The organism is Paenibacillus sp. 1011MAR3C5 (genome assembly GCF_003591485.1).
In the GTDB taxonomy this organism is placed as follows: domain Bacteria; phylum Bacillota; class Bacilli; order Paenibacillales; family Paenibacillaceae; genus Pristimantibacillus.
The window spans coordinates 18,164-41,047 of sequence record NZ_QZCF01000016.1 but is presented as its reverse complement, the minus strand read 5'-3'; the positions used below and the strand labels follow the sequence as shown (position 1 = coordinate 41,047).

19 protein-coding genes and 1 rRNA gene are annotated in these 22,884 nt (G+C 51.9%); 5 read left to right on the top strand and 15 right to left on the bottom strand.

Features of this window, described 5'->3' with window-relative positions:
* Both D3P07_RS26615 and D3P07_RS26610 read right to left on the bottom strand, forming a co-directional pair.
* Positions 1 to 329: ribosomal RNA gene (locus tag D3P07_RS26615) — 16S ribosomal RNA — on the bottom strand; the annotation flags it as partial.
* Between the two features lie 371 nt (positions 330 to 700).
* Positions 701 to 1,582, bottom strand: a complete 882-nt coding sequence (locus tag D3P07_RS26610) for a nucleotidyltransferase-like protein (protein WP_119804030.1) — start codon at positions 1,580 to 1,582, stop codon at positions 701 to 703.
* Between the two features lie 155 nt (positions 1,583 to 1,737).
* Here D3P07_RS26610 and D3P07_RS26605 point away from each other — a divergent pair, with 155 nt between their 5' ends.
* Positions 1,738 to 2,100, top strand: coding sequence for a YgzB family protein (locus tag D3P07_RS26605; RefSeq protein ID WP_259391702.1), 363 nt, complete (start codon positions 1,738 to 1,740; stop codon positions 2,098 to 2,100).
* Positions 2,101 to 2,174: 74 nt separating this feature from the next.
* Here D3P07_RS26605 and D3P07_RS26600 read toward each other — a convergent pair whose 3' ends face one another.
* From D3P07_RS26600 to D3P07_RS26550, 11 genes are all read right to left on the bottom strand, one after another.
* Positions 2,175 to 3,908, bottom strand: coding sequence for a glycosyl hydrolase family 18 protein (locus D3P07_RS26600; RefSeq protein WP_259391701.1), 1,734 nt, complete (start codon positions 3,906 to 3,908; stop codon positions 2,175 to 2,177).
* A 118-nt stretch (positions 3,909 to 4,026) separates the two neighbouring features.
* Entirely contained in the window at positions 4,027 to 4,458 is a 432-nt protein-coding gene (gene perR / locus D3P07_RS26595) for a peroxide-responsive transcriptional repressor PerR (RefSeq protein ID WP_119804028.1), read from the bottom strand.
* An 80-nt stretch (positions 4,459 to 4,538) separates the two neighbouring features.
* Entirely contained in the window at positions 4,539 to 6,593 is a 2,055-nt protein-coding gene (locus tag D3P07_RS26590; protein WP_119804026.1) for a DUF4097 family beta strand repeat-containing protein, read from the bottom strand.
* On the bottom strand, positions 6,575 to 7,291 hold the full coding sequence (locus tag D3P07_RS26585; protein WP_119804050.1) for an MgtC/SapB family protein: 717 nt from the start codon (positions 7,289 to 7,291) through the stop codon (positions 6,575 to 6,577). The genes D3P07_RS26590 and D3P07_RS26585 overlap by 19 nt, the downstream gene beginning before the upstream one ends.
* A 143-nt stretch (positions 7,292 to 7,434) precedes the next feature.
* On the bottom strand, positions 7,435 to 8,874 hold the full coding sequence (gatB, locus tag D3P07_RS26580) for an Asp-tRNA(Asn)/Glu-tRNA(Gln) amidotransferase subunit GatB (protein ID WP_119804024.1): 1,440 nt from the start codon (positions 8,872 to 8,874) through the stop codon (positions 7,435 to 7,437).
* Between the two features lie 42 nt (positions 8,875 to 8,916).
* Positions 8,917 to 10,374, bottom strand: coding sequence for an Asp-tRNA(Asn)/Glu-tRNA(Gln) amidotransferase subunit GatA (gatA, locus tag D3P07_RS26575; protein WP_119804022.1), 1,458 nt, complete (start codon positions 10,372 to 10,374; stop codon positions 8,917 to 8,919).
* 32 nt (positions 10,375 to 10,406) lie between these two features.
* Positions 10,407 to 10,694, bottom strand: coding sequence for an Asp-tRNA(Asn)/Glu-tRNA(Gln) amidotransferase subunit GatC (gene gatC, locus D3P07_RS26570; protein ID WP_119804020.1), 288 nt, complete (start codon positions 10,692 to 10,694; stop codon positions 10,407 to 10,409).
* 213 nt (positions 10,695 to 10,907) lie between these two features.
* Complete coding sequence (locus D3P07_RS26565) at positions 10,908 to 11,288, bottom strand: ATPase (RefSeq protein WP_119804018.1); 381 nt, start codon at positions 11,286 to 11,288, stop codon at positions 10,908 to 10,910.
* A 130-nt stretch (positions 11,289 to 11,418) separates the two neighbouring features.
* Complete coding sequence (locus D3P07_RS26560; RefSeq protein ID WP_119804016.1) at positions 11,419 to 12,159, bottom strand: GTP pyrophosphokinase; 741 nt, start codon at positions 12,157 to 12,159, stop codon at positions 11,419 to 11,421.
* Between the two features lie 204 nt (positions 12,160 to 12,363).
* Positions 12,364 to 13,380: a Gfo/Idh/MocA family protein gene (locus tag D3P07_RS26555; protein ID WP_310732581.1), complete on the bottom strand. Its 1,017-nt coding sequence runs from the start codon at positions 13,378 to 13,380 to the stop codon at positions 12,364 to 12,366.
* Between the two features lie 35 nt (positions 13,381 to 13,415).
* Complete coding sequence (locus D3P07_RS26550) at positions 13,416 to 14,258, bottom strand: sugar phosphate isomerase/epimerase family protein (protein WP_119804014.1); 843 nt, start codon at positions 14,256 to 14,258, stop codon at positions 13,416 to 13,418.
* A gap of 172 nt (positions 14,259 to 14,430) precedes the next feature.
* On the opposite strand from D3P07_RS26550, the gene D3P07_RS26545 reads away from it, so the two are divergent.
* A complete protein-coding gene (locus D3P07_RS26545) occupies positions 14,431 to 15,336 on the top strand; it encodes a helix-turn-helix transcriptional regulator (protein ID WP_119804012.1) in 906 nt (301 codons plus the stop codon).
* Positions 15,337 to 15,528: 192 nt separating this feature from the next.
* A complete protein-coding gene (locus D3P07_RS26540; protein WP_119804010.1) occupies positions 15,529 to 16,275 on the top strand; it encodes a cupin domain-containing protein in 747 nt (248 codons plus the stop codon).
* Between the two features lie 124 nt (positions 16,276 to 16,399).
* Here the strand turns inward: D3P07_RS26540 and D3P07_RS26535 are convergent, their stop codons facing one another.
* Positions 16,400 to 17,017: a hypothetical protein gene (locus D3P07_RS26535; protein ID WP_119804008.1), complete on the bottom strand. Its 618-nt coding sequence runs from the start codon at positions 17,015 to 17,017 to the stop codon at positions 16,400 to 16,402.
* 207 nt (positions 17,018 to 17,224) lie between these two features.
* Positions 17,225 to 18,592: a dicarboxylate/amino acid:cation symporter gene (locus D3P07_RS26530; protein WP_182914528.1), complete on the bottom strand. Its 1,368-nt coding sequence runs from the start codon at positions 18,590 to 18,592 to the stop codon at positions 17,225 to 17,227.
* A 444-nt stretch (positions 18,593 to 19,036) separates the two neighbouring features.
* Between D3P07_RS26530 and D3P07_RS26525 the strand changes: the two genes are divergently transcribed.
* Both D3P07_RS26525 and D3P07_RS26520 read left to right on the top strand, forming a co-directional pair.
* Positions 19,037 to 19,825 carry a hypothetical protein gene (locus D3P07_RS26525; protein WP_119804006.1) on the top strand — a complete coding sequence of 263 codons (789 nt, stop codon included), beginning with the start codon at positions 19,037 to 19,039 and terminating at the stop codon, positions 19,823 to 19,825.
* A 30-nt stretch (positions 19,826 to 19,855) separates the two neighbouring features.
* Positions 19,856 to 22,774, top strand: a complete 2,919-nt coding sequence (locus tag D3P07_RS26520; RefSeq protein WP_119804004.1) for an S-layer homology domain-containing protein — start codon at positions 19,856 to 19,858, stop codon at positions 22,772 to 22,774.
* Positions 22,775 to 22,884 lie beyond the last annotated feature (110 nt).

Here is a 22,884-nt window from a genome sequence, read left to right as displayed (position 1 = left end):
CCAGTGTGGCCGATCACCCTCTCAGGTCGACTACGCATCGTCGCCTTGGTGAGCCATTACCTCACCAACTAGCTAATGCGCCGCAGGTCCATCTGTAAGTGACAGATTGCTCCGTCTTTCCCGAATCAGCCATGCGACCGATTCGCGTATCCGGTATTAGCATCCGTTTCCGAATGTTATCCCAGTCTTACAGGCAGGTTACCTACGTGTTACTCACCCGTCCGCCGCTAACCATCAGGAGTGCAAGCACTCCATCAAGTCCGCTCGACTTGCATGTATTAGGCACGCCGCCAGCGTTCGTCCTGAGCCAGGATCAAACTCTCCATAAAAGTGTTTGACTTGCTCAATAACGTTTGTTGCTTTTCTATCAATTCCTTAGAATTAACAGGGCATTTTCGCTCGTTGTTCAGTTTTCAAAGAACAATCTTATGTCTTTCGTCGTCTTACTTGTCAGCCCAATGTCTCAGCGGCGACTTTTATAATATATCACAGGTGCCTATCTTATTGCAAGTACTTTTTTTCGACTTTCGACATTTTTTTATCCATGTCTCTTATCGATTTTGATCACTCGCAAAAGCGGCGAGTTCTAATGTATCACAGAGACCTAGAGCTCGTCAACACCAAATGACATATTTCTCACGTTATAAATGAAAAGAGACGCACCAAGCTTATTCGCTCAGCACATCTCCCTTTAACCCACCTATGATGTGGCGGCTACCATGTATCTAAGCTCAAGGGCTCCAGACTCTTTGGGCTCTTGCATAATGGCAACTTCTCTAATGTAAGCACGCTTGACCAGTTTGTGAATGATCAGGGACAGCTCGATTTGCAAAGGACTGATCGACGGATGGTTTTGCAGCTCCCCGATACTCCAAGGCTCCTCGCGGCTGTTCATTATATCCAATAAAATCGAACAGCATGCTTTCATCTTGCTCATAACGGAGAACTCGCAAGCTAACATAACAAGCTGCACACGCTGCTCCAGCGTCTCGGGACTTGCTGTCAACTCTTCGTACAACTTATATACGCCGGGATGCACCCGTCTGAGCTGCTTCCATACGGTAAGCTCCGGATGTCTTCCTTCTTCTATAAGCACAATATGCGCCCAGTGATGAAGGGCCGTCAGCACATGACTGTACGCATCCAGCAGATTGCCATCCAATAGATCTTGCTTTGCCTGCAAATACGTTCTCAGAAATCCGGTAAACTCGATGAATTGCTTTTGCTCACGCATGGATTCAGGGAACAGAAGCAACCGTTCACGTACGCCTGCCAGATAACCGTCGCGATCCAACCATATCTCCCCCCGCACTAACCATTCAATAATATTGCGATTCTCGCCGCCTGTAATCCACTTATCCAGTTCATCACGATGTACCAATCGAATAAGCGCTCGTTCATCATCCAGTTGAACATGCTCCGCGGATTCCACGTCGACAGATCGCTCGGTCACGAGAAGCACCAACATATCTAAACCATCAATAAGCGGGTTATAGGAGTACGGGTTCTTGATGACAGATATGGCCAACAATCCAGGCAGTTCCCGATAGGTGTCTATTACATGCTCTCTGATATGCTCCACTGGGTTCCTCCGTATAGCTAATCGAAGTAGATTAGGCTATAATAATAATCTACAGATTTATTCCTTTTCGACAAACCGGATGCACTTTCCTGCTTTCCGTCGTAGAAATTGCGTCTTATTTTCGTAAGCCAATAGTCACAGGAAGGGTATGAATGATGAAAAAGATCTTTTTTAAATCGGCAAAAATCAATGAATTCCGCCTTTGGGGACTTGTCTTTACACTAGTCGGCATGGGGATTATGATACTGGGGACCGCCGGTATTGTCCTCTGGGGACAAGCAGGCAAAATCATTGCGGGAATCTTCATGGTGCTCGGCATGATAGCACTGCTCATTAGTGTCGCGATTTATTTCTGGGCCGGCATGATGTCGACAAGTGCGACGATGCTGCAATGCCCGGAATGCGGACGACAAACCAAGATGCTGGGCAAAACCGACCGCTGCATGTTCTGCCGTACGATCCTTACGCTAGACCCGTCCCAAGCAACCGATCTGAAGGTGGAAGAGGTTAAAGCGTAACCTATCTGTTCTACATAACAAGACCTCCGAGCGCTAGCGCCCGGAGGTCTTGTTTTAGTTTATGAAGCAAAACATTATGGCATTTTGGTCAACGCTTCATTAATAGCTCCCCATATGGAAGGCGTCTGGAATGCTCTCTGCCAGGTGGCGACTCCAGCCAAATCATATTTTCGCGCAATCTCCACTCTCGACTTCATGGAGAGCTCATCTTCGATCCAGATCCGCTTAAGCGCCCCGTCCTCCTGGTATTCCACATAGTTCTGGCCAGCAGCCTCATCCAGTACAGGCTTCAGCTTCTTCTCGCTAATGATGGTTTTCACCGTCTCCATGCCTACGGCTTTCGAAGAAACCTTCACCGCCCCGGACTCATCCTTCTGCTCGGTCCAAATTCTCGTATACAGCGGCATGCTTAGAATAAGCTTGCTTGCAGGCACACCGTCTTCCTCCAGAATACGGGTAATCGATTTCTCTACCCAAGGGAGCGAGGCGACGGAACCCGCTTTCGGACTGGAAGCCCAATGCTCATCGTAAGCCATCACCATCATATAATCGACGACTTTGCCAAGTGCAGGACGGTCCAGGAAGACCGACCACATCTCGCTGTTCGACTTCGGCGTCACATCGATGGAGACGACCAGTCCCTGCTCATGGAGCAGCGGCGTCATTTCCTTCACGAATTGCACCAGATTTTCCTTATCCTTCGTATAGACGTTCTCAAAGTCAATGTTGATTCCTTGCAAATTGTAGATTTCGGCGAATGCCAACAGCTGTTGGATCATAGAGAATCGCGTCTCAACAGTCGACAGCGCTTCTGTCGTCTGCTTCGGCTCAAATCCATTGCTGAAGAGCCCCCACACCTGATAACCTCGATTATGCGCCCATTTCACGTAAGCCGGATCCGCTTTTCCTTCAATGGTGCCTTTGCCGTCCTTCAGCTCAAACCAGGTCGGGCTGACGACATTGACGCCCGGCATGTCCCCAATCTTGGACGTATCCGTCTTCCGGTTATAGACCGCTTCCCAGGTCAGATTGATTTTGCTGCCCATGACCTTCCAGGGGATAAAGGCTTTTGGCTTCTCCCGCTCTGGAATCTGGTCGATCTTCGTTAGTCTCAGATCCTTTTTGTTCATATACCCGACATGGCCTGCCGTGTTCTGGACTAGCATCCATCCGTCGGCTTCTTCCCATATGCGCACGGTATCTCCTTGAGCAAGCTTGAACAAATACGGCTCTCTGATGGAAGGCGCGACTCGAATCGCCGCTCCATCCTTCGGCGCTGCTTCCGCCAGCTGGATCACATCAGCTTCCCGAACGATCGTAATAATCGAGCTGGTCTCGTCATGTTCGGCATGAATGCCGAACAATTCCTCAAGCGGTTCCGTAGGGATATATACGGTGTTGTCCACTACTTCAGCCGCTATCGTAAGCTTATAGTCACTTTGATTCATAATGCCAGTCAAAGCATCCGTCTTCAGTCGCAGCACCTTGTCTGCCGTAGTCATCACAAGCGTCTTCGTCTCTTCTTCATAATGAATCGGCTTGTCCTCTCCAAGTAACGTCTCAAGCAACGGAAGCGGAAGCTTCACTCCCCCGTCGTCTATGATCGCCCCGTACCCCGTATCCTTGCCGGAAACGACAATCGGATTCGCGGAGCTATAGCTTGGCGCTTGCTGCTCGTTACTCGGGATGAACTTCATATATCCGAACCACCCGAAGGTAATAATGGCCGCCGCAAAAAACAATACAAGCATTAGGCCGCAGCCGCCTCTTCGTCTCTTGCGGGTTGCGCGCCCTGCATTCGTCTCCAATCCCTCACTCTCCAATCCACGTATTGAATCAAGTCCCCTCTCAAACAAAAACGTGCAGTGTAGCGTATGATCGCTTCCGGCACGTTATGTGTAAAGACTTATCAAGTTTATATACGTTTTATCTCGCGGTTGTGTTGCAGGAAGAACACAATCCGTATATTTCCATTCGATGCCCCTGTACCGTAAAACCCGTCTCTCTCGAAGCAGCCTTCTCCACTTCAAGCAGCGGCGGATAGCCAAAGTCGACAATTTGTCCGCAGCTCTTGCAGATCGCATGATAATGATCTGATAAATCCGCATCGAACCGGCTTGAATCGTCGCCATACGTTAGTTCACGCACTAAGCCAGCTTCTACAAACAATCGAAGATTGTTGTATATGGTCGCTACGCTCATGCTCGGGAATGCCGGTGAGAGCGCCTTATAGATCTCATCTGCTGTAGGATGAGACTTGGAATCCATTAGATAGCTTAATATGGCGTGACGTTGCGGGGTCATCCGGACGCCATTCATCTTCAGTTGCTCTAGTGCCAATTGAACGCTGGCCGCCATTCCCCTCACGCCTTTCTTCATAGTAGTTATTACTATTGTACGTTCACGTTCGCAAATTTGTCAATGAATGAGCCGTTTGCCTAAAGTCCCTGACCATGTATCGATATGCTGTTCGTCGCATTAATATGAATGCGATAATCACCGTCTCCAATGACTCCGCGCAGCGTTTTGCGCGTCTGGTCAAGCGGAAGATCGGTCGTAATATTGCCGAAAGTTACCGATCCGTATACAGCATAGCTGCCGCTATAAGGCACCCGAAGATTAATCTCACCCACGGAGCTGTCCAGATCCCAGTTGCCTCCGACGACAGGACTATCGATATCCACGTTGCCGTTCAAAGTGTTCGCTTTAATGTCCATTGCAGCGTTCAAGATCCGAATGCCGCCGTTTTTCGTCTCGCTGTCCAGATCGCCATAGATATCGATTAATTCCAGATTGCCGTTCATCGTGCTTGCGAAGACGTCGTCAGTCGCAGACTCGACTTTGATGCTTCCGTTTTTGGTCACGAGGCTGCTCTGCCCATGGATGGAATACGCTTCGAGACTGGCATTAATGCCCTCCACCAATATGTCGCCATGAATTGCAGTCAATTGCACGAGACCGCTGCCGCTCCGAACAAGTACGCCGCCCTTTGCGTGCACATCCATAACGGTTACCGAACCATTGCCGCTGTTAATGTTCAGCTTCAATGCTCTTCCGCCAGGCGCTCGCTGTTCTTCCGAGTCTACTAAATCGCCTGAGTCGATACCCGGCACCGGGCCGTCTTGTACCTGATCTACGTCTGTATCACCTTGCGGAGCCGAGGAATCACTCTCCACAGCCTCCTCTTCGTGCATCGTATCGCCCGACCCGACCGCCTCATCGGACTCTTGCGGAACGATAGTGGAATCTTGCGAATTTTCGGCTACAGGCGTACCCGAGTTTTCCCGTGGAAGAGAGTCACCGTTCGTCTCTTCGATGCCATTGGCCAGTCCTTCATCAGGCTGCTCCTCCGGAGGCGGGGTGGGCGGGCCCATCAGGTCTTCTTGCGGCTCGTCCAGCTTTGGTATAATGATCTCTACGTTCATCTTCGGCAGCCGATTGCCGTTCGCTCCGTAGGACTGCCCTTTTCCCTCTAACACCGTCTCCGTACCAGGTGCAGCATGAACAATAGACTGATCAGCAACAGCTTTGGCCTCAGCCTCATCAGTCAAATCGACCCATATCGTCGTATAGATCTCAATTTCGTTCACATCGCCAGAGCGGACGTGGATATCACCGTTGGCATTCTCAATCCGCAGCGATTCCACGCTTTCGTCAAAGGGTACCTTCATCACATTTTTGTCAAAACGGAATCCGTTCTCCTCCGCATATTCCTTCCTGCCGTTCAAATCCACATTGAACTGATCCAGCCACTTTACCGGAAAATCCGCATACTGCGTGACTGCATAAGCGGTAACCGCGATGACGAGGGAGGCGGCCATCCCCACCGCATCCAGTCGAAGACCCGATGCCCTCCGCTTCAGCAGCGTACTGTACAAGATAATCTCTATGCCCAGGAACACAAACACAACCGGCCACCAATCCCTCAGTACCGCAATGTCATTCCGGCCCCGGAGATGGTCCCAGAGCAGCAACGCGCCGATAGCCAGCAGGATCATGCATGCTGTCATTCTCCCCAGCCTGAACATAGTGGCTTCTCCCTTCCTTGTTGCGCGCAGCCATAAGAGCGAGACGAGTATAAGCAGCGGTCCGACCGACCACTCTGCCAGCTCATTCATCCATGGCAGCATAATGGCTGGCGGCTTCAGCAGAATCATCATGAACACGCCTGCCAGCGTCAGTCCTAGACCATCCTTAAGCCTTAGCGGAGCGCCTTCCATCTTCTGTTCATGGTCAAATTGCAGCACCTCAAAGACGCTAATGAAATAGAACACTGGCAACAGCAGCACCAAATATACAATCAGCAGAAGATGCCTGCCTCCGTCGGAATCCGCCAAGCGGAAGATCGCGACATAATCGAGCAGCAATCCTGCGAGCAGAAGAAAACCTCTGGCATACTGCCCGTTTCGAACATGGCCGAGACCTGGCAGCGCAAAAGCAAGCAGGACGGAAAGCAGCCTTCCGGCCCGCTGTTTTATTCCGAGCTTACCCAACGTATGCCCTCCAGTTTCTTCAGTTCGTCCATTAATTGCATCAGTTTCTCGTTCTTGCGCTGTGGCATTATAATATGCAGCACAAGCTTGGTAAGAGGCTCATCGCCGCCCTTCCGCTTGTCGCTATCCGCCACGTCTTCCATATACATTTTTCTAATCGTCACTTTGCGTTGATCCAAGATGTGATTAAGCTTGTTCATTACGGAAGACAAGTCTGCGGCATGGACACTGATGAGATGTTCTTTTTTAGCTTTAATATACCGCTTCTCCAATTTGTTAAACAGCCATAGCGTAAGCAAAACCATTACCGTGACGCTTGCCGATGCAAAATAAAACCCGGCGCCCACTGCCAGACCAATCGCCGCCACGACCCAGAGCGAAGCCGCAGTTGTAAGTCCTGTAATTGACTTGCCTGTGAACAAAATGGTGCCAGCGCCCAAAAAGCCAACACCTGTAATAACCGCAGCGGCCAGACGTGCCGGATCGACGCGTACATTCGGCTCCTCGACGAAATCCGAAAAACCGTAGATGGACAAGAGCATCAGCAAGCAGGCTCCCAGACAAACCAAAATGTTCGTGCGCAGGCCCGCCGCGTGATTGGATTGCTCCCGCTCCAGCCCGATCAATCCGCCAAGCAGCAAGGCAAGCGACAATCGGATCAATATGTCCACTTCATCAATAAACCATGGATTATGCAACGCGCTTAATGTCATCATCGTCGATCTTGACCTCTCATCTTGTAATCTAAGCACCTTATCCCTGCCTATCTTATCCTATGCGGCAAAAGGCGCGACTCATCTCTACATGATGAATCGCGCCTTACAGAATACAGGGTCAATCGTTATTGAAGGCGCTCAAGCAGCAGCTTGTTGACGAGTGCCGGATTCGCTTTGCCCTTCGTTTCCTTCATAATCTGTCCGACAAGGAAGCCGATGGCCTTCTCCTTGCCAGCACGGAAATCCTCGACTGATTGCGGATTCTTCTCGATGATCGCATCGACAATGGCCAGAATCGCGCCTTCATCGCTTATTTGGACGAGGCCTTGCTCCTCTACGATCTGCTGCGGCAGCTTGCCGCTCTCCAGCATGGACTTGAATACGGTTTTGGCGATTTTGCCGCTGATGGTGCCTTTCTCCAACAAACCAATCATCTCGCCAAGTCCTTGTCCGGTAATCTTGACATCGGACAACTCCTGACCGTTCGCATTCAGGTAGCCTAGCAGGTCGCCCATAATCCAGTTCGAGACGGCTTTCGCATCCTTCGTGTAGGAGAGGCTCTCCTCAAAGAAGTCAGCCAGCTTCTTCGAAGCGGTGATGACCTCTGCATCGTATGCCGGCAAGCCATAATCTGCCGTATAGCGGGCTTTGCGAGCATCAGGAAGCTCCGGGATGGAAGCGCGGACGCTCTCCTTCCACTCTCCGCTAATATGCAGGCGAACCAGATCCGGGTCCGGGAAGTAGCGGTAGTCATGCGCTTCTTCCTTGCCGCGCATCGAGAACGACTTGCCCGCCGCGTCGTCGAAGCGGCGCGTCTCCTGTACGACTTCTCCGCCGGCGTCCAGAATCTCTGCCTGACGCAACTGCTCATATTCGAGTCCGCGCTGTACGCCGCGGAACGAGTTCATGTTCTTCAGCTCGGCGCGCGTGCCGAACTTCTCTTGACCGTATGGACGAAGGCTGATGTTGGCATCGCAGCGCAGGCTGCCCTCTTCCATCTTCACGTCAGACACATCGCAATACAGCATAATGGCCTTCAGCTTCTCCAGATACGCCTTCGCTTCCTCAGGCGTGCGGATATCCGGCTCCGATACGATCTCGACAAGCGGCGTGCCGACCCGGTTGAAGTCAACCAGCGAGGCGTACCCGCCGTCCACGTGCGTCAGCTTGCCCGCGTCTTCCTCCAGATGAAGGCGCGTAATGCCGATGCGCTTCGTCTCGCCATTCACTTCGATATCAATCCAGCCGTTCTCGCCGATCGGCTGATCGTATTGCGAGATTTGATACGCCTTCGGCGAATCCGGGTAGAAATAGTTTTTGCGGTCGAATTTGCTGACGTCGGCAATGGTGCAATTCAGCGCCATTGCAGCTTTCATCGCGTATTCCACAGCCTGGCGGTTCAACACCGGCAATACGCCGGGATGGCCTAAGCATACCGGGCAGGTATGCGTATTCGGCGGAGCGCCGAAGGAAGTGGAGCAGCCGCAAAAGATTTTGCTGTTCGTATGCAGCTCGACGTGCACTTCCAGCCCGACGACCGTCTCGTATTTGTTCGCTACAGACATTCTTATCGTTCCTTTCCTAAGCGTCCTACTTGTACGCGATAATTACAGCTGCGGGCGCAGCTTATGATGGTCGGTATGAGCCTCGAAGGCATGGGCGGCGCGAAGCACCGTTGATTCGTCGAATGCCTTGCCGATAATTTGCAGGCCAATCGGCAGTCCGTCAGCCGTTCCGCACGGAACGCTGATCGCAGGGATGCCGGCCAGGCTGACTGGAATCGTACATATATCGTTGAGATACATCGTAAGAGGGTCGCCGACTTGCTCGCCGATACGGAAAGCCGGAGTCGGAGCCGTTGGTCCGATGATCAGGTCGTATTGTTGGAAAATGTTATCGAAGTCGCCTTTGATCAGCGTGCGCACCTTCTGCGCCTTCAAGTAATAAGCGTCGTAGTAGCCGGAGCTAAGCGCATAGGTGCCGAGCATAATGCGGCGCTTCACTTCCGGTCCGAAGCCTTGGCTGCGCGACTTCCGGTACAGATCGATCAGATTGTCCGGATTGTCTGCACGGACACCATAACGAACGCCGTCGAAGCGAGCCAGGTTGGAGGACGCTTCGGAAGAAGCAAGCAAGTAGTACGTCGCGATCGCATAGTCGGTATGCGGAAGCGACACTTCCTCCCAGGTTGCGCCCAGCGATTCGTAGACTTTCAGCGCATTCATAACCGCTTCCTTCACGCGCGGATCGATGCCTGCGCCAAGGTATTCCTTCGGAACGCCAATGCGCAATCCCTTCACATCGCCTGTCAGGGCAGATGTGTAATCCGGAATGTCGACATTCGCAGACGTGGAGTCGCTGGCGTCATAGCCTGCAATCGACTGAAGCACGTAAGCGGCGTCTTCGACATTCTTTGTCAGCGGGCCGATCTGATCCAGCGAGGATGCGAAGGCTACCAGGCCGAACCGCGACACGAGGCCGTATGTCGGCTTGAGGCCTACGATGCCGCAATATGCGGCTGGCTGGCGAATGGAGCCGCCTGTATCGGAGCCGAGCGAGAAGTAGACTTGTCCCGCCGCTACGGAAGCCGCAGAGCCGCCGCTGGAGCCGCCCGGCACGTAGTCGGTATTCCACGGATTGCGCGTCGGGAAGTAGCTGGAGTTCTCGTTCGAGCCGCCCATCGCGAATTCGTCCATGTTCAGCTTGCCGATCGTGATTGCATCCGCATCCTTCAGCTTGCGTGCGCTTGTCGCGCTATAGATCGGATTATAATTGCTCAGGAATTGGCTTGCGCATGTAGTCAGCAAACCTTCCGTTACGATATTGTCCTTAATGCCGGCCGGAAGGCCGAACAGCAGGCCTTTGTCGCCGCCTTCTTGCAGACGCTTGTCCATTTCATGTGCTTGCGAGCGGGCGCCGTCTTCGTTCAAGGTAAGGAACGCCTTGATGGATTCATCGGTCTCCTTGATTCTCGCGTATGACGCGTCTACGAGCTCCGTTACGGACAGCTCTTTGTTGCTTAGCTTGTTATGTACATCCTGCAGGCGTAGGTCAAACAGTGCCAACAGTAGCTCCTCCCTTCAAATAAACCCGTAATTTATTCAAGCACCGCCGGCACTTTGAATTGACCGTCTTCCTCGTCAGGCGCGTTAAGCAGCACCTTCTCGATCGGAAGCGATTCTTTCTTCACGTCGTCGCGCATGACATTCGTAATCGGAAGTACGTGGCTTGTCGGCTCTACGCCTTCCGTATCCAGTTCGTTCAGCTTCTCGGCATATTTCAATATTGCGTTGAGCTGCTCGGTGAACTGAGCTTTCTCCGCATCGCTCAGATCCAGGCGGGCCAGATTGGCGACATGCTCAACATCCTTCAATGTTATGCTCATCAGGGTACTCTCCTCTGCAAAAGTCATTCTTTTTATTATAGCCTACTTGTGCGCCGATCAGCAATGATAGGGAACGGATTGATGCGGGCCCCTTCCATACAAAAAAGGACGGAGGGGACCCTAGTCCCAAACTCCGTCCTTATGCATACGCGTATCAGCCAGACGCTCGGCGTCACAGTCTCTTGAACCGTTGCGCCAAGCAGCGCCCTGCCGCTAGATCCACGCCTTCAGATTAACCTGGCGAATGAAGTCCTCGCGGCTGATAGGCTCCTTGCCCGCATGCTCTTCCTCCGCTTCTTCCTCATCGCCCTTCATAATCCGCTTGAACAGCTCCTCGTTATGCGTGACAAGCGCATAATCGATGAGCGCCTCCCGCTCGATGCGATCGACTTCCAATTGAATCAGCACCTCTTCCAGCTCCACGTCTTCGTCGGGAACGAGAAAGTTGCGATTCGCCTTCGGCACGCGCACCACATAGTCAAATACATTGTCGGCATTGCGGTCGTAAGCGATTATATAGCCATACTCCCCGATGGGAAGCTTTTGTTCGTATTGATCAGCCACTATGACAACCTTGGATCCTAGCTGCAGCATAAGTCTCAACCCCTATTTCATCGTCGCTGTGCTTTTTACTTTTCTATTATCCTACTAGAAATTAATATTCATGTCCAATAGGAGAATCATAGAGTCGAGATTGGAACAGCAACGAGAGGTAAATGAGGGGCTAGTTCCCTTCTCTTCCAAGTTCAAGCAGCGCGGAAGGCAGCCTGAACTGCTGGTTGCCCATTAGCAATTGTGTCAGTTCCTCCGCACCGTCCTCGCCCTGCGTTTCCTTAATGACGGAGATTTCCCGGTGCAGGCGCTCCATCTGCAGATCAAGGCGATTGGCGGAGTCAGACGCTTCCTTCAGCTCCTGAAGAAGGCTCGATGGAACGGACTGATTATATTTGTAAAATATTTTATGCTCCAAACTCGCCCAGAAGTCCATCGCAATGGTACGAATTTGGATTTCTACGCAGACACTCTCCTGCCCGTCCGACATAAAGACCGGGACCTCAACAAGCAGATGAAGGCTGCGGTAGCCGTTGGGCTTCGGATTCTCGATATAGTCTTTCTCCTCATTAACACGGAGGCCAAATTGATTAGTCAGCATATCGCGAATTTGATAGATATCCTTAATGAATGAACAAGTAATGCGAAGTCCTGCGATATCTTTAATTTGATGCTTGATATCTTCCAGTACGAACGGAATGCCTTTGCGGCTAATTTTTTTCATGATACTCTCAAGCGACTTTACTCTTGATTTGGTATGTTCGATCGGATTGTAATCATGAAGGAATTGAAATTCTTCTTTCAATATTTCTATCTTGGTCTCCAGCTCGTTAAGCGCGAATTGATACATCATCATAAAGCGTGTAACTTCATTCTTCATCTTCTTGAACTGTTCGAATTGTATTGGTTTCATAACGAATCTCCCTCTATAGAAACGGCAATCGCCGCCCTTCACTTCGGATGAATCCATCTTAGTATGAATGAGACCGCAATTGCAAATGGGACGGCCGGAGGAAGCCTGTATATGGAAGAGAGGCATTCCTCTCTGCAGACAACCTGCAGGCGGAATGCCCCATATGTGCAATATCGAAACGACCTATGCCGCTATTTCGGTCCGCTAGACCTTCTCCAACGCTCCGCGATTGTCCGCCGAACGAATCTCGGCTTCTATAATCTCCAGCGAAGCCGCCGCACTCTCCGGCGTGCATACCGATATCGGCTGATTCTTCGCTACAGCCTCCAGGAAATGCTTGATTTCCCGGTAATAGCCCATATCCGCCGGCAGATCGGCAACGAAGCCTGGCTGATCGTTCGGATTGACGCGAAGCTGATCCCGCTCGAATATCAGATTGCCGCCTTCGAAGTTGATGCGGTAAGACATGGCGAAGCCGAAGTCTCCCTGAAGCGTCCAGTCGGCCTGCGCGTTCAGCACCTTCCCGTCCGCATAGATATAGTTGGTCGAGACGCTGTCATAGGCGCTGCCGGGAATGACATTCCGCGCGATGGAGGATACTTGATCCGGCTTGCCGAACAGCCAGTTGATCATATCCGTATCATGAATATGCATATCCAGCATGCAGCCGCCGCTTAGCTCCCCATTCAGGAACCAGCCTTGCGGCGCCGCGCTGCCGCGGAAGAAGCTGCCGGACAATGCGCTGCCGTAGCGCCCATCGGTCACGCATTGCTTGGCATACTCGTAAGCTGGCCAGAAGCGGAGGCATTGACCGATCATTAACGTCTTGCCCGTCTGCTTGGCTGCCTCGGCCATCCGATGCGCTTCCTCCGACGTGCGGGCGATCGGCTTCTCACACAAGACATGGATGCCCCGCTGAAGCAACGAGATCGTCAGATCGGCATGAAGAGGTGTAGGCAGTGTAATGTTGACGACATCCAGCTCTTCCTTCTCCAGCATCTCCTCTATATTCTCATACAATCTGTAAGGCGACAGGTCGTACACCTCTTGGGCCGTTGCAATGTTGCCCCGTGCAGATGCATTCTTCAGCTCTTCGATGCGAGTGTCGCATATGGCAACCAATTGCACCTCTGCTCCTTCGCTCATAAGCCGCACATAATTGTCAAAGTGCATTCGTCCCATAAAACCAAATCCGATAAGTCCCACTTTAAGCATCATCATCTCTCCTCTTCATTTAGGTTAAGGACTGGTTTTATTTAGCTGCGCCCCAGAATGGCATCCATCGCTTTTGAAGTATTAAAGATGATCTGGTCCGAATGATGGGTATAAGGCGGGATCATCTCGGCCGTCGCATAGCCCTTATAGCCGATATCCGTCAATGCCTGTACAACAGCAGGATAGTCGACATCGCCAGCCAGCAAGTCTACAAACCCGTGCAAGCCGCCGGCCTGTCTTCTGTAGTCCTTGAAATGAACTTTCTTGATCCGGTGGCCCAATATCCGGATCCATTGCTCCGGGTAGCCGCTGTGCACGACATTCCCCACATCAAAGTAAGAACCGACAAACGGAGAGTTATGCGCGTCGATGAAGCCGCGAAGCTCCAGCGGCGAGAGCAGGAACTTGTTCCACACATTCTCGATGGCAATGGATACGCCTGCTGCTTCCGCATGAGGCGCCAGCTTGCCAATCGCCTCCAGCGCACGGTCATAAGCGCGGTCATAGGATACAATCTCAGAGCCCGGAATAAAATCAACGCCCACGGCGCCCGGAATGACCAATATCGCATCCACGCCAAAAGCTGCAGCGAGCTCCAATTGCTTCTTGCATATATCAATAGCCTTCTGGCGCTTGCCCTCATCCTCGCTCGTCATGGCATAATCCCAATACAGCCCCGTCGCAAGACCCGCGATCTCCAGCCCTTCATCCTGCAGCATCGACTTGATGGCAAGGACTTCCTTGTCAGTCGCCTCGAGCCCCAGCTCTCCTGTCTCGTTCAAGGACAGCTCCAGACCGTCAAAACCAGCCTGCTTCGCAATCCGTGCGCATTCCTGAATCGTGCGGTCAGACCGGAACGACCAGATATTGATTCCTTTTTTCATCTGTAATGCTCCTTCCTATTTGTCGGATTCCGCTCACTTGTGACGAACGGTTTTTCATGCCATAATACTTTTATATTAACCACTTAATAAGCATTATTCTTTAGCGGGAAAAGTTATTATTTGCACAAATCCGTTCAATCGACTGCAGATGAAATAGAGGAGGAAAAACATCATGAAGGCAAACCGGAGCAGCTTTCCGCTGCGGCGCCATGCCCCGGTCAAAGAATGGTCGCCGCGCATCCATTACGCCCAGTTCCAACGGATGCCCACAGGCTCGCTTCCCGATCGGCGCATCTATGACTTCGAGCTGCTCTATGTGAGCCAAGGCGAAGCCGCCACCACGATGCTGGGCCAGCGGCATCAGCTGTCCGCCGGGCAGCTGATCGTCCTGCCGGCGGGCGTCTACCACCGGAATGAAGCGGTATCCAGCCCGGATACGCGATTTTTGGGCATTCACTTTGATTTCTTCGACGAACTGGATATCCAGACCGAAGCGGATATGATCGTGAACGAAGATCATATTCAGGAGCACAGGTTTGCGCATGAGGCGGTCGCTGACGGCTTCCAGCCCTTATCGCAGCAGCCCGTCTATACGCCAACCTTGGCTTGTGTGCAACTGATGGAGCAGTTGGTGCAGGAATTCACGCTTCGGCCTATCGGCTATGAGCTGGCCTGCAAGGCTTTGATGCTGAACATTCTGACTCATCTGCTTCGGCTGCAGCAATCCCGCTCCCGCTCGCTCACTACACAATACAGCGGCAAGCTGATGGCGATCATCGACGAAATCGAGCGCAAGCCAGCCGAGCCATGGTCGAATGCGGGCATTGCCGAACGGCTGAATCTCAGTCTCGATCATGCCGCCAAGCTGTTCAAGCAAATGGCCGGCTTGCCGCCCAATGAATTTCTCCACAATGTCCGCCACCGCGAGGCGCGACGCCTGCTCCGCGAAACCGATCTGTCCGTGGAGCAAATCAGCGAGCAATTGGGCTATTCCGGCATTCACTACTTCAGCCGTCTGTTCCGCAAGCATGAGGGCATCTCCGCCACCGAATACCGCAAGCTGTCACGCGTGCTATGAGCACTTCGCAGCCTTGCTCCGAGCTGTTCCGCAAGCATCCTCTGCTCAGCCGGATCAGCGACTGATTACACGCGTGTAAGAGCACTATTTCGCTACAGACCCGCATTTGTATAAGCAGCTCTCACCTTCATCTGGGCGGATACATACAATAATCCTGTCAAATTCTACTTACGAAAGGCAGGAACTACAAACATGGCTGATTCCTACATGGACTTCACTTCGCCGAATACCCAATTTACTTATACACTGTCCGACAATCCTTTTTTCCAAAAAGATGCCCAAAATGTCATTAATACGCTATCGATCAATCAATTGAATACGCTAGGCAATGTATCTTTGCTCGATATCTTCCTCAGCAAAGATAACGTGGTGGAACCTCATATCCATCAGAATGCAACCGAACTTGTGTACTGTATTACTGGCGGGGCCGTCGTATCGCTGATCAATCCTTATACGAAAGAGCTGCTCAACTTTACGATCGCGCCCGGCCAAGTCGCCAATGTGCCGCAAGGCTGGTGGCATTATGAGGTAGCGAATCAGGACAATACCCATCTGCTGGCCATCTTCGACGCTCCGGTTCCGGAGGTCATCTTCGGCTCAGATATCTTGCGCCTTACGCCTGCGAATGTGCTGGCGCATTCGTATTGCCTGGATGAGGCGAAGGTGAAGGACACTCTTGCGCCAATTACGGACACTGTCATCATCGGACCTCCCGCTTCCTGTTCCAAGCAGCATCCCAATGGGATGCCCATGCAGCAGATGATGAATCACGGCGGCATGAATATGGCCCAAATGGCGCCTGGCTCTTATCAGCAAGCGATCCAAAACCAGACCTATCATTATCCCTATCGTCCGATATCAGGCGAATCCGAAAGCTACAATGCGCCGCTGGATCATCCCTTCCATCCGATCCCGTTCCTGTACCGGAGATGGGATTAACAAAGGCCACAGAGCCATTCGAGAGACTAAAAGCAAAGGAGTTACGCCGCATCAGCTGACGTAACTCCTTTATTTGTTTTCGCGCTATGGATCAAACAGCTTTAGTAATAGGCTAGAACGCCTATTAGTCTGCTAAAGAAATCTCATGCTCAGCAAATCGGCTTCTTAGCCCCTCTTCATGCGGAACCCACTCCCAGTCGCTCCATAGCGACAGGCCTGTAAGCTCGGTTAGCTTGTCTACCGCTTGCGCCGGACTCGTGATCTTTATGAGTTCATCCATCTCTTCCTGAGGGATATCCAGCGCTTCCCGCAGATGGTCATCATGAAGCCGCTCTTCTTGAAGTCCATACTCGCTTCTGGTCCATTCTTCGCAAAAAATTCGTTCGGCCTGCATCTCTCCATCCTTGAATACTGACAGTTCAAAAATCTCATCATGGATAAATCCGACCGTCACGACCGGCTCTGAGACAAGTCTGGACAGCGATTCGCCGATGCGCTTTACCGTCCCCCATACAAAAAAGTCTTGGAGCACACTGACCCAGTTTTTGTTGGTTTGGCTAATATACAGAACAAGCTTGTCCTTATCGGATTCATAGTGAGTCCCGGTTAAGTCCGCTTGTCCTTGCTCTTCATCCGATAACCCTAACACGTCAGGGTTCTGTGTGGCTAACGCTCTGAATGCTTCAATAGACCTCTCCAAGCTGTCCGACTTCATATGCAAATTCGCAAATGATCTTCCCAAAGTCTCGCCTCCTGTATGCTGCCGGCAATCCTATGCTTCTTGCGGGCATCATGTTGGTATCTTATTTCCATTATAGGTATTAACCTTCCAGGGTCTACCGACTTTTTACCTGAATATGGAGGCGCCCGGTCCCGCTTCCTGCATTTATAAAAATAAAAAAGAGCCCCAAGTCACATATGGCTTGGGGGGCTCCCTCTAATTTCATGCTTATACCGCGTTGACGACAATCTCCTCATCGTCATTGCGGTTGAACGCTTCGCGATCGAACTCGCCTTCAGAATTTGCTACAAGCAGCGACGTAACTGTTGTACCTGTCGCATTAACCGCTGTGCGGCCCATATCGATCAGCGCTTCGATACCAGCTACAATTGCAATGCCTTCAAGCGGCAGACCAAGTGCGGTCAAGACGACCGTCGTCGAGATGACCGCCGGGCCCGGCACGCCTGCCACGCCGATGGACGAGATGATGCTGACCAGCACTAAAATAATGTAATCCGTCAGGGACAGCGTGATGCCGAATAGCTGCGCCGAGAAGACGGCGACGATAGCCGGCCATACGCCGCCGCAGCCGTTGAAGTTGACCGACGCGCCAAGCGGAGCGACGAAGCTCGCGATCCGAGGGGAGACATGCAGCCGCTTCGTAATAACTTCCAGGTTAATCGGAAGCGTAGCGTAGCTGCTTCGCGTCGAGAAGGCGACCGCGATCATCGGATAGATTTTGCGGAAGAACTTCAGCGGGTTCACTCTGGCTACGAGCAAGACGAGTCCGCCGAAGATAAGCACAAAATGCAGAATCAGAGCCACATAGGAGGATACGATGACACTGCCAAGCTCCGTCAATGTCTCCCAGCCATAGCGGGCGGTCATGCCTGCGATCAGGGCGAATACGCCATAAGGCGTAAGACGAATGACGAACTTAACGACCTGGTGAAGAATCTGAGTCAGCGAGTGGATCAAATCACGAACCGGCTTCACCGTTTCTTCGTTTTTGGAGCCTACTTTAATAATGGCGACCGCAATGAAGATCGCGAAGATCAGGACAGGCACAACCTTCCCTTGCGCCGCTTCGTTGATCGGATTGGAAGGCACCAGCTCCAAAATAACCTGCGAGAAGGTCGGAATTTCACGCGCTGCGAATTCTGCGGGAATATCGAGGTGCAGCCCCTTGCCCGGATTGAAGGCCAGCGCCACAAGAAGACCGATAATCGAAGCGATTCCCGTCGTGCCCAGAAACCAAGCGAAGGTCTTAAAGCCGATTTTCCGCAAATAGTCCAAGCTCTTCAGCGACGCAATACTGTTCAGCACCAGTACGAATACGAGCGGAATAACGAGCATTTTGATCAAATTGACATAGATGCTGCCGAAGGTGGTAATGCCCTTAATCTCGAATGAATCAAGGCTTTGGAATACGATGCCTGTAACGACCCCGATCCCTAGTGCGATCAGAACCCGGGAACCGAATCCTACCCGCTTCCGGGCGAGGAAGAACAAAAGCGCAAACACAAATACGGAGACGACAAAGCTGTACCAATTCGTTTCGATGGCTAATAACAAGTTGTTATCTATTTTATCCATCCGATTAAAACCTCCTAATCCTATAATATTTATCGGAATATCGTATTCAATTTACAAACAATAAATGACATTGTCAATCCGTTTTATGAAAAAAATTTTTATGGGATGTTATGGTAATTATTGCTTTTCAATTAATTCCGACAAAAACTATAGGAAAAATTAAAATAATCATTGACAATGTATATCCGCCAGCATAAACTATAGCCAGATACAGTAGGAACAGCCACTTTTATAGGGACTGCGAACGATCAAATTAATCGACTGGATAACCAGAGATTCAATGAGAGCGAGTTTTTGCTCTTGTTGGGTCTTCTTTTTTTGTCCGAATTCATGATAAAGGAGGGTCTTCGGCGGACTGTATCCCTCTCGTACAGCAACAAGCAATCAACAACAACAATCAAGCTCCTCTTATGGAGCCACTCGCGAAAGGAAGGTCTACCCATCATGAAAAAACCAAAAGTAAACAAGCTGTCCATTACACTGCTCGCATCTGTCGCCGCGTTCACCGTGCTAACCTATGCAGCCGTATCCGCCAATAAGGCTCAAGTGGAGTCTCCCCCTAATGATCCCGGCACGCAAGAGATTGTCGCTGCCGCTGAGAACAAGCGGGAAGCTCCGGCTGTAGATGAGCCGGCTGCACCAGCGAACGAAACCGCTATAACGCCACAGATTGAAGTGAATGCTCCCGAAGCTGAAGTTCAGCTTGCCGTCGATGCGCCAGTGGCTGCTCCATCAGCAGCACCTGACGCGAAGGCAGCTGTTGAAACGCCTAAGCAACAATCGAATAATGGAGCAGCGAAGATATCCGCTCCAGCTCCGGTCCCAGCTCCGGCTGACAATAAGCCTGCGGTAGACACGGCAAAAACGGAGCCTCAGCCATCGGCGGCGCCGCAGAAGGAAGCTCCTGCAGCAACCGCTCCAGCCAAAGAAAGCAAACCTGATGCAGCGAATACGCCGAAAACAGCGCCTGCAGCGCCTGCTGCGGAATCCGGCCCAAGCAAATCGATAAGCTTCGTCAACAACTCCAACTCGTCGAAGCCTGTAACGGTTGCAAAGCCTGAGCCGTCCCAGACGAATGTTGTATCGGAATCATCGTCTTCCGGTTCTTCCGGTTCTTCCGGCAATTCCTCTTCCGGCTCGGCTCCAGAAGCGCCTTCGAAGCCGACGCCTGCTCCTTCCGCTCCTGCGCCATCCACTGGCGGCGGCGAAGGCAGCACGGAAGAAGAATGCTAATCACCTTATACTCAGAGGAGAGAACCCACTATGCAAAAGCGCAGCTTTAAAACGATACTGACTTTGTTATTGGCGCTCACTCTGGTGCTGCCGGCGGTCTCCGCCGGCCCTGCCAGCGCAGCGGACAACGCTCCTGCGAAAGTCGCCAAGTACGGTACTTATACCTCCTATTTCTCCGACTCCTACAGCGAGCTGGCTGGCAAGTCGAACGTATTCGAAACCTTGACTTACCACCAGCTGTGGAACTTGTTCAATTCGGACGGTACATACGTCGTTCTGTTCGGAGGCGCGTGGAGCGATCAAACGCAATCCGTCATCGGTTATATCAATGATGTAGCGAAAGAATATGGCATTAAAGCGATCTACAACTTCGATACGAGATTAGACGGGGACACGGCTTCCGCCGATATTGCGGACAGCAGCAGCCCGGATACATACCGGAAGCGTTATGTGGAGCTGGTGAACCAGCATTTGACGAATCTTAAGCTTGAGGGTGCGGAGAAGATCTCCTATACCGTCGGCTCCCAATCTGGCGAGGCTGACCGCATCGAATCGCCTTACCTGTTCGTCTATAACCGGACCAACGGCGATGGAGCAGCTCCGATCGTATCGGACCTGCAGGAGCTTCTGTCGGCGGAAGACTTCCAGACCGGCGGCAAGATCGACCCTGCCAAGGTGGAAGCCTACAAGGCAAAGGTTCGCGAGGTATTCGATCCGATCTCCAAGGAAACGGACGGCAAGAAGGTTGCCTCCCACACCCTGATCGATAACGAAAGCTATTTCAGATCCACTTACGCTGCAGCTGCAGGCCGCACCGTCTTCACAGGCGCTCGCGTCGTATTCCAGGCTGTCACATATGATGAGCTGAAGAAACTGCAAGAAAGCTCCGGCGACTACGCCATCCTGTACGGCGGTCCATGGTGCCCGAACACGCAGCCAGTCATCGATCTGGTCAATCAATGGGCGATTGACGAAGGCATTCAGACGGTCTATACATGGGATACAAGACTGGACAACGGTTTTGACCCCATCACAAAAGAATTCAAGAGTGCCGAGCTTCACGTACGTGACGTGAATCATCCCAATGCCCGTATCTACGTCGATCTGGTCAATCAGTATTTGACGAACATAACGACAGCGAACAGCAAGCATGCAAACGGCAATCCGGCTGCACCGCCAGAGACGCCTAGCGGCAGCTATCTGATCTGGTCCGGTGAAGGCGAGGGCAGAGTCTATGCGAAGCGACTGCAGGTTCCTTATGTATTTACGTACAACAAGGACAATGTCGACCATACGGGGGCTTCCGCTCCAATCTACGGACATGTTGAACTCATGTACACTTGGACCAACATTGAAGAAGGCCATGCAAGCGGCAACCGCGACCGCTTCAAAAAAGCGCTGAATCTGCTGTCCACCCGACAAGAATCGGTGCCGACTGATCTGACTACAGTTAATGCTTCTTCGGTCAGCAACAAGAATGGCCAAATTAAAGGCGTATCCGAGGCGCTGGAATACAAGGGTTCCGGCTCCGAAACTTACCTGCCTGTAGAAGGCACTACGATTACCGGCTTAGCGGCTGGCACCTATCAAGTCCGCTACAGGGCAAAAACTGGCTATAATGCAGGTGCTACAGAGCCTACAGATAATTATTATGAAGCCGGACAATCGGTGGATGTCATTGTGAGAGCGAACTCAGGCTCCCCTGGAAGCGGAGACCCAGGTCCGTCGACTCCAACTCCGGAGCCGACAACAACACCTGAACAATCCGGCAGCAATGGCAAGCCTGTTGTCGTGACGCTCCCTGCAAGCAAGGATGCAACAACGGGGATTACGGTTGCTGTTGTAAGCGAGGACGAGGCTGCGAAGCTGATTGAAGTTGCGAAGCAAGATGCAACTGCCGGCAAGCCGACTACCGTAGAGCTGATCGTGAAATCCGACTCTGCTGACGGATCGACGCAAGTAACGCTGACTCGCGAAGATTATGACAAGCTGATCGCAGGCTCGAATGTGGAGTTGAAAGTAAATGTAGGGTACGCCTCCCTCGTCTTCGATTCCACAGCCTTGAAAGCGATCGGCGGGTCGAAGGATACAGGCGACATCAGCTTTATTATCGCCAAATCCTCATTGACAGAGGAAGGCAAGCAAGTGCTCGGCGACAGACCGGTCTATGACCTGAGCGTATTCTCAGGTGAAACGACCGTATCCGAATTCGGCGGAAGCGAAGTAAACGTCAGCATTCCTTACCGTCTGCGAGCCGGCGAGGAAGCACAAGCCGTCATCGTCTACCATGTAACGGATGAAGGCGAATTGCATACGGTGCGCGGTCAATATTCCGCTGCTGCGGGAGCTGTTGAATTTGCGACTACTCACTTCTCGCAATACATTATCGGCTACAACAAAGTCGAATTCTCTGATGTCCCTGCAGGCGCTTGGTACAGCAATGCGGTTACCTTCCTCGCTGCAAGAGACGTTACGAACGGCTCCGGCAACGGCGAATACAATCCTGGAGCGGCCATTACAAGAGGACCATTCATCGTCCTGCTGCTGAAAGCATACGGTATTGAAGCAGATGCCGCAGGAGCGGCCAACTTCTCCGACGCCGGGGATACGTATTACACCGGCTACCTGGCTGCTGCGAAGCGTCTGGGCATTACGACAGGCACAGGCGACAATCTGTTCAAGCCGAACGATCTGATCACGCGCCAAGATCTGTTCACGCTGCTGTACCGTGCGCTGGAGGTTCTGAAGGAAGTGCCCGCTAAGCAATCAGATGCTTCCCCGGCGAACTTCAGCGATGCGGATCAAATCGCAGCGTACGCTCAGAAAGCGTTCGAGACGTTTGTGGCCAGCGGAGTCGTATCCGGCAGCGACGGACAGCTCTCGCCAAAAGCGAATTCGACAAGAGCGCAAGTTGCTCAAGTGCTGTACAATTTGCTGGCGGCAAATTAATTCCTTCTATATAGAAGGTTCTCTACCAAACGATTGAACAACTGTAGCATGATTGCACAACAGGCAGCCCCTCGGCTGCCTGTTGTTTTTGCTGTTCATAAGGTGCAACG